We start from the raw sequence: 5,165 nt of genomic DNA, 5'->3' as shown, positions 1-5,165 counted from the left end.
GGAGGGAAAAATTGGGTTTTTTCTGTACAAGTATTAGTATTGTTAACTTTTTTAACATTTATTCCTGCTATACTTTTAATGATGACTAGTTTTACTAGAATTATTATTGTTTTTGGTTTATTAAGAAATGCATTAGGAACACCTTATGCTCCTTCAAATCAGATTTTAATAGGATTAGCTTTGTTCTTAACTTTTTTTATTATGTCCCCTGTTTTTGAAAAAATATATCAAGAATCTTATTTACCGTTTAGTGAAAATAAGATTACCATGGAAGCGGCTATTGAAAAAGGAATACCTCCTCTGAAAAAATTTATGCTGCATCAAACTCGTGAAACTGATCTTAAATTGTTTGCCAAACTAGCGAATATTTCAAGTTTTGTTAGTGAAGATGAAATACCAATGCGTATTGTACTGCCGTCATTTATGACAAGTGAGTTAAAAACAGCTTTTCAAATCGGTTTTACTATTTTGATTCCTTTTCTAATTATTGATTTAGTTGTTGCTAGTGTTTTAATGGCATTAGGAATGATGATGGTACCCCCTTCAACAATTTCTTTGCCTTTTAAATTAATGTTGTTTGTTTTGGTAGATGGTTGGTCATTACTAATTAGTTCTTTAACACAGAGTTTTTTATGAATTAAAATATAATTATATAATGTTATTTTAACAAATATAAAAATATAATTTATATCAATAATGGTGATTTTTATGACTGTTGAATATGTAATGACATTATTCTATGAAGCAACGAAAATAGGTTTAATAATTTCAGCTCCTTTATTATTATCGGTTTTATTTACAGGATTAATTATTAGTTTATTACAGGCAGTTACTCAAGTAAATGAACAAACATTGTCATTTATCCCAAAATTAATTTCTATTTTAATTACAATAATAATATTGGGACCGTGGATGTTAGGTATTATGTCAGATTACATTAAAACTATATTTTATAATATACCTCTGATTATTCGATAATGATTATTTTTAATAAAGCTTATTTTTTTTTATTGTTTATTAATTTTATTTTTCCATTTTGTCGTATTCTGGCATGTATTTCTATGATTCCTATTTTTGATAATCATTTTTTTAGCTATAAAATAAAAATTTTGTTATCACTATTAGTAACTTTTTTGCTTATGCCATTTTTGCCAAAATTAGAAATAATTTCATTATCTTTTATTCATATATTAATCTTGGTGGAACAAATATTAATAGGAATAGTATTAGGAATGATGGTGCAGTTTATTTTATCTATAGGACAGATTACAGGAGATATTATTGGTATTCAAATTGGATTATCTTTTTCTACTATTTTTGATGCGAATAGCCATATTAATACATCGGTAATATCTCGTTTTTTTTATATATTTGTTTCATTATTGTTGGTATCTTGGAACATTCATATTTGGATGATATTAATATTGGTTCATACTTTTTATATGATTCCAGTAGATAAATTATTTTTTAAATCTACGTTATTTTTAGATATAGTTCAATTTTATAGTATTATTTTTAAGAATGGAATGATGTTGAGTTTACCTATAATAATTATTAATTTAATATCAAATATGGTTATGGGTATTTTAAATCGTGTATTAGCTCAATTATCTATTTTTTCAATAGGATTTTCTATCACTTTATTAATTGGAATATTTTTTATAAATTTATTGATATTTATTATTGTTCCTCATATGAAAGATATGTCTCAGTTTATAATATTTTCTTTTTTATCTTTTTTAAAAAATGTTACACCATCATAAAATATAAATGTTTTAAAAAGGGAAAATTATTATTACAAAAATTAAATTTATTTAAATTTTAATTAATTAAAATTAATTTTTTAATTTTTATTTAAAGAACAGACCTTAATTAAAAATATAATTAGAGTCTAGTTCTTGTCGTGCAGAAATAACAATATTTATTATTTTATTTTTTGTTCTTTATACAATACTCTTTTTCGAATTTTAGGATCGTATTTTTTTAATTCTAATTTTTCTGGTTTTTTTCTTTTATTTTTAGTAGTAGTATAAAAATGACCAGATCCAGAAGAAGATACCAATTTTATTTTTTCTCTAGTATTTTTGGCCATATATTCCCTCTATTTTTTGTTTTTATGTATTTTTTTTAATATCACATGTATTCCTTTTTTATCGATTAATCGCATTCCTTTTGCGGATACTCGTAAAATTATAAATCTATTTTCTTCAGGTACCCAGAATCGGTGAAAATGTAAATTAGGTAAAAATTTTCTTTTAGTTGCATTCATCGCATGAGATCTGCGATTACCGACCATGGATTTTTTTCCTGTAACTTGGCAAACACGTGACATATCACTCTCCATAACGTTTTATTTTGAATATAATAAATTTTTGAGATTTTTATAAAAGATGACAATTTTATATTAAAAAATGTTCTTTTGAAACAAAATATTTTATTTTATTTTTGTTATTTAAGTGAAGGTTTTGAATTTTATTTTTCTTAAAGAAATATTTTTATAGTTTTATTTTTTAAAGTAACAATCTTTATATTTTTCTATACTAAGCATAATTTCTTTTTTAGCAGATTCGATATCTTTCCAACCGATAATTTTTACCCATTTCTCTTTTTCTATTTTTTTGTAGTTTTCGAAGAAATTAATAATTTGATCACATAACAATTTTGGTAAATCATCGATATTTTTAAAATAATTATATTCAGGATAAATTTTAGAATGGGGTACGGCTATAATTTTTGAATCTTCTCCAGATTCATCCTCCATTTTTAACATACCAAGAGGTCGAGATCGTATAACTGAACCAGATTGTAATGGATAAGGGGTATATACTAATACATCTAATGGATCGTTATCTTCAGATAGTGTATTATTAATATAACCATAATTACATGGATAAAACATAGGTGTTAATATGAATCTATCAACTAATAATACTCCTAATTTTTTCTCCATTTCGTATTTTACTGGATGGGTATGAGATGGAATTTCTATTATTACATTGATATCAAGAGGAGGTTGATTTCCGGATTGAATTTTATTTAGAGACATATAATGATTCCCAATGATTTACTGGCGATTAATTTGATAATAAGATTGTGAACAATAATATATTTTTATAATACAGTGATCATTGATAGTTTTTTGTTTTATGGATTATAATATTAATCAATATATTAGTAAAGTATTGGATGTTGATTATTAAATAATTTTAACCAATGTTAATTTTTTATAAGAAAGTAATAACTTTTTGTGAAAAATATAATTATGTTTATGTAATTATATTAATTTTAAAATGTGTTAACTGTGCTGTATGATATCAATATAAAATTTTACCAATTTTATCTATTAAATATCATTTTTTAATATTTTTAATAAGGATTTATAATGTATACGTTACGAGATATTCTTTTACAAGAATCAGTATTAAAAGATTTAGTAAATATATGTTTAGAAAAAGCAAAAGTAAACATAGATACCATTGAAGTAACAGTTAAACAAACAAAAGGCATTAGTGTTTCTGTTAGAAAAGGTGTTCCAGAGCATATAGAATTTAATAATGACGGGATATTGTGTATTACAGTATATAAAAATAATAGGACAGGATCTGCTTCTTCTACAGATTTTAGTTTATTTTCAATAAAAAAAACCTTAGAAGCAGCTGCTATGATTACTAATTTTACTTCAGAAGATTTTTTTTCAGGATTACCAGTTTCACATACTTTAGCTGTAGATAACGTTGTAGATCTCGATTTATTACATCCTGTTATACATAATATTGATACAGCAGCTAATTTAGCTATTTCTGCCGAAAATGCAGCTTTTGCATTTGATAAACGAATTTTTAATACAGAGGGCGTGACTTTTAATAGTCATTTTTCAACGATTGTATGTGGGAATAGTGTTGGATTGTTACAAGGTTATAGTTCTAGTATACACTCTCTGTCGTGTTGTAGTGTAGCAAGAGAGAAAAAATGTATGCAAAGAGATTATGTTTCTACAATTTCTAGAAAATTTACCGATTTAGATTCTGCTAAATATATAGGTCAAGAAAGTGCGAGTCGCAGTATTTCTCGTTTATTTCCAAGGAAAATAAATACCATGAAATCACCGGTAATTTTTTCTTCAGAAGTGATTCCTGGTTTTTTTTATAATTTTGTTAATGCAATTAGTGGCTATAATGTAGACAAAAAATCTACTTTTTTATTAAATAAGTTTGGAGAAAACGTTTTTCCTAGCTTTTTAAGCATAGTTGATTCTCCACATATACGTCAAGGTTTGGGTTCTAAACCTTTTGATAACGAAGGTGTTCGTACAAAGAATATTCTCATTGTTGACAAAGGAAGATTAATTAGTTGGTTATTAGATTCTTATGTTGCTCGTAAATTAGGTTTCGAAAGTACAGGTCATTCTGGAGGTGTTCATAATTTGTTAGTTCAAGGTATTTCAGATCTCAATTTATTTGATTTATTAAAATATATGGGAACAGGACTTTTAGTTACTGAATTAATGGGAGATGGTGTTAATATTATTACTGGAAATTATTCTCGAGGTGCGTTTGGATTCTGGATTGAAAATGGAATAGTTCAATATCCAGTAAGTGAAATCACTATATCTGGGAATTTAGAGTTGATGTTTAAAAATATTGTTAAAATTGGAAATGATATAAATAAAAACAGTGTTATAAAGAGTGGTTCGATTTTATTATCTGAAATGCAAATTTCTGGTTTATAATTTAAAATGATGTTTAGAATACTATGTAAACATGTTTTTTATAAAAGAATTATAAGGAAGCTGACCTATAAGCCGGGTTCTGTATTAGACAATCATTCATCTAGGCTAATAATCACTTATTAGCTCCAGCAGCCTACCCAGGTTTTAGTATGGGCCATACTATAAAGACCTCTATTTGGCTTTGCTCCAGATGGAGTTTACATAGCCGAAACTGTTACCAGTTTCGCGGTGCGCTTTTACCACACCTTTTCACCCTTACCTAAACATTTAAAATGACATTTTGGCGGTTTTTTTTCTGTTGCACTGGTCGTAAGATTTCGCTTCCCAGGTATTATCTGGCATCTTTGCCCTATGGAGCCCGGACTTTCCTCTCCTACATATTTCTATAAAATAGTAGCAGCGATTGTCTGGTCAGCTTCTTTATCTCATATTATAT

At 26.1% G+C, this 5,165-nt stretch carries 7 protein-coding genes and 1 other RNA gene; 4 read left to right on the top strand and 4 right to left on the bottom strand.

Annotated features, from left to right (window positions below; all coding sequences use genetic code 11):
• From fliP to fliR, 3 genes are all read left to right on the top strand, one after another.
• Positions 1 to 636: flagellar type III secretion system pore protein FliP (gene fliP, locus LDP10_RS02700; protein ID WP_265197212.1), on the top strand; the 636-nt coding region annotated here is incomplete at its 5' end.
• 72 nt (positions 637 to 708) lie between these two features.
• Positions 709 to 978 (top strand): flagellar biosynthesis protein FliQ, encoded by a 270-nt coding sequence (gene fliQ / locus LDP10_RS02695; RefSeq protein ID WP_265197211.1) that lies wholly within the window; start codon positions 709 to 711, stop codon positions 976 to 978.
• Entirely contained in the window at positions 978 to 1,763 is a 786-nt protein-coding gene (gene fliR / locus LDP10_RS02690; RefSeq protein WP_265197209.1) for a flagellar biosynthetic protein FliR, read from the top strand. Before fliQ ends, fliR begins: the two co-directional genes overlap by 1 nt.
• 161 nt (positions 1,764 to 1,924) lie before the next feature.
• Here the strand turns inward: fliR and rpmG are convergent, their stop codons facing one another.
• The 3 genes from rpmG to ppa all read right to left on the bottom strand — a co-directional run bounded on the left by rpmG (position 1,925) and on the right by ppa (position 3,046).
• Positions 1,925 to 2,092 carry a 50S ribosomal protein L33 gene (gene rpmG, locus LDP10_RS02685; RefSeq protein WP_265197208.1) on the bottom strand — a complete coding sequence of 56 codons (168 nt, stop codon included), beginning with the start codon at positions 2,090 to 2,092 and terminating at the stop codon, positions 1,925 to 1,927.
• A 9-nt stretch (positions 2,093 to 2,101) separates the two neighbouring features.
• Positions 2,102 to 2,332, bottom strand: coding sequence for a 50S ribosomal protein L28 (gene rpmB, locus LDP10_RS02680; protein WP_265197207.1), 231 nt, complete (start codon positions 2,330 to 2,332; stop codon positions 2,102 to 2,104).
• 171 nt (positions 2,333 to 2,503) lie between these two features.
• Entirely contained in the window at positions 2,504 to 3,046 is a 543-nt protein-coding gene (gene ppa / locus LDP10_RS02675) for an inorganic diphosphatase (protein ID WP_265197206.1), read from the bottom strand.
• Between the two features lie 336 nt (positions 3,047 to 3,382).
• On the opposite strand from ppa, the gene pmbA reads away from it, so the two are divergent.
• Positions 3,383 to 4,729, top strand: coding sequence for a metalloprotease PmbA (pmbA, locus tag LDP10_RS02670; protein ID WP_265197205.1), 1,347 nt, complete (start codon positions 3,383 to 3,385; stop codon positions 4,727 to 4,729).
• Positions 4,730 to 4,781: 52 nt separating this feature from the next.
• Here the strand turns inward: pmbA and rnpB are convergent.
• Positions 4,782 to 5,148, bottom strand: an RNA gene (gene rnpB, locus LDP10_RS02665) — RNase P RNA component class A.
• Positions 5,149 to 5,165: the final 17 nt, after the last annotated feature.

This window comes from Buchnera aphidicola (Pemphigus obesinymphae) (genome assembly GCF_026122815.1).
GTDB lineage: Bacteria > Pseudomonadota > Gammaproteobacteria > Enterobacterales > Enterobacteriaceae > Buchnera_C > Buchnera_C aphidicola_BJ.
This window is presented reverse-complemented; position numbering and strand designations above follow the sequence as displayed.

Excerpts from the sequence above, each read along its gene's own strand:
- fliQ (WP_265197211.1), top strand. The coding sequence starts at position 709 with ATGACTGTTGAATATGTAATGACATTATTCTATGAAGCAACGAAAATA.
- fliR (WP_265197209.1), top strand. The coding sequence starts at position 978 with ATGATTATTTTTAATAAAGCTTATTTTTTTTTATTGTTTATTAATTTT.
- rpmG (WP_265197208.1), bottom strand. The coding sequence starts at position 2,092 with ATGGCCAAAAATACTAGAGAAAAAATAAAATTGGTATCTTCTTCTGGA.
- rpmB (WP_265197207.1), bottom strand. The coding sequence starts at position 2,332 with ATGTCACGTGTTTGCCAAGTTACAGGAAAAAAATCCATGGTCGGTAAT.
- ppa (WP_265197206.1), bottom strand. The coding sequence starts at position 3,046 with ATGTCTCTAAATAAAATTCAATCCGGAAATCAACCTCCTCTTGATATC.
- pmbA (WP_265197205.1), top strand. The coding sequence starts at position 3,383 with ATGTATACGTTACGAGATATTCTTTTACAAGAATCAGTATTAAAAGAT.